We start from the raw sequence: 2,094 nt of genomic DNA on the forward strand, positions 1-2,094 counted from the left end.
CCCCGCCATGCTCGGCCAACATCCGCAACGCACGCGCCTTGACCTCCGGATCAATCTTCTTGGGCATACCGCTCATCCTTCCTGACTCAAAAGGAAGCGGCACGAAACCCGGGGGGATTCACTCCGCGACCGGCTTCTACCTGCCACCTCAAGCCAACGCAGACCGCCGCTTTGTCGATGTCGCTCGCCAATTCGTCTCGCCCGACGGCCATACCGTGCGCTACGCAATACAAACCAGCTTCGACCCCTACAGCACCGAAGCCATACAACTGACCAACACCATCACCGATGTTGCAAACGCCGCCAGACCGAACACCACCCTGGAGGACTCCCACATCGCAATCGCCGGATTCCCCGCCATCAACGCCGACCTGCAACGCCTACTCGCCGACGACTTTCAACTCCTGGCACTGGCAACCCTCATCATCGTCGGCCTGATCCTAATCCTTCTCCTCCGAGCACTCATCGCACCGCTGTATCTCCTAGGAACCGTCGTCCTCAACTACACCGCGGCACTGGGCATCGGCGTCCTAATCTTCCAACACATCCTCAAAACCGAGATCGCCTGGCCTGTACCGCTATTGGCTTTCATAGTCCTCGTCGCCGTCGGCGCAGACTACAACATGCTGCTCATCTCTCGCCTACGCGAGGAATCCCAGAACAACATACGAATCGGCGTTCTACGAACCGTCACCAACACCGGATCGGTCATCACCTCGGCCGGCCTCATCTTCGCTGCCAGCATGTTCGGCCTCATGGCTGGCTCGATCTCCATCATGACCCAAGTTGGACTGATCATCGGTATCGGACTACTGCTCGACACCTTTATAGTGCGCACCATCGTCGTGCCGGCCATCGCGACACTACTAGGCAAAACCAGCTGGTGGCCGAACAACGAAACCGTTTAACGTACTCCTGGTTTAGTTCCCCAGTATCCGCGCGGGACTGTCGCTAGGGACTGCTGCACGGATAGGTGACATCTGATCTGGCTTGCCTTCGGGCGGTCGGGAAGGATGTAGCTGTGCCCAAGCCGTACCCCCAGGAGCTCCGAGACGATGCGATCCGGGTGGCTCGTGATCGTGGAGAAGGCGTCACGATCGAGCAGGTCGCCAACGACTTCGGTGTGCACCCGATGACGCTGCACAAGTGGATGCGACGCGCGAATATTGATGGGGGTCGCAGCCCTGGCGTGACCTCGACCGAGTCCGCTGAACTGCGCGAGGCCCGTAAGCGGATCCGCCTGCTTGAGCAGGAGAACGAGGTGCTGCGTCGAGCGGCGGCGTATCTATCGCAGGCGAACCTGCCGGGAAAAGGCTGTACCCGCTCGTGAAAGAGCTCGCCGCCGACGGGATTGCCGTCGCGTGTCGTGTCGGGTACTTCAGCTCTCGCGCCAGCCCTACTACCGGTGGCTGGCCAGCCCGGTCACCAATGCCAAGCTGGCCGCGGCGTATCGGGCGAATGCCCTGTTCGATGCCCACCGCGAGGACCCGAAATTCGGCTACCGATTCCTCGCCGGGGAAGCCGCCACCGTGGGTGAGTCGATGGCCGAGCGGACCGCGTGGCGGATCTGCCGCGACAACGCCTGGTGGTCGGTGTTCGGCAAGAAGCGAGGTCGTAACGGCCGACGACCGGGACCACCAGTCCACGATGATCTGGTCCAGCGCGACTTCACCGCCGAGGAGCCACATCGGTTGTGGCTCACTGGTATCACCGAACACCACACCCGTGAGGGCAAGCTCTATCTGTGTGCAATCAAGGACGTGCACTCAGGGCGGATCGTCGGCTACAGCATCGATTCCCGGATGAAAGTCCCGACTGGCCGTGGCAGCGTTGCACAGCGCGCTGGCCCGTCGTGGTGAGGTGGCCGGCTGCATCGTTCACTCGGATCGAGGGTCACAGCTCCGGTCGCGGAAATTCCTACACGCCTTGAATACTCACGGTCCAACGGGGTCGATGGGCAAGGTCGGGGCGTGCCTGTTGACCGGCTAATCCGGAGCCCGGGGCTACGGTGAAACAGACACGCCGACAACGGAAGATACTTGACCGGGGTTGACGGTGGCGTTACACCTGTCTCATGACGGATCGGCAGTTGCT

Annotated in this window: 1 protein-coding gene and 1 pseudogene; both read left to right on the forward strand. The window is 61.5% G+C overall.

Annotated features, from left to right (window positions below):
* On the forward strand, nucleotides 1–908 hold a 908-nt coding region (locus ABLE92_RS26040), incomplete at its 5' end, for an MMPL family transporter (RefSeq protein ID WP_348807658.1).
* Nucleotides 909–1,021: 113 nt separating this feature from the next.
* Nucleotides 1,022–1,974: pseudogene (locus ABLE92_RS26045) on the forward strand (IS3 family transposase); the annotation flags it as partial.
* Nucleotides 1,975–2,094: the final 120 nt, after the last annotated feature.

It is taken from the genome of Gordonia oleivorans, assembly GCF_040044975.1.
In the GTDB taxonomy this organism is placed as follows: domain Bacteria; phylum Actinomycetota; class Actinomycetes; order Mycobacteriales; family Mycobacteriaceae; genus Gordonia; species Gordonia oleivorans.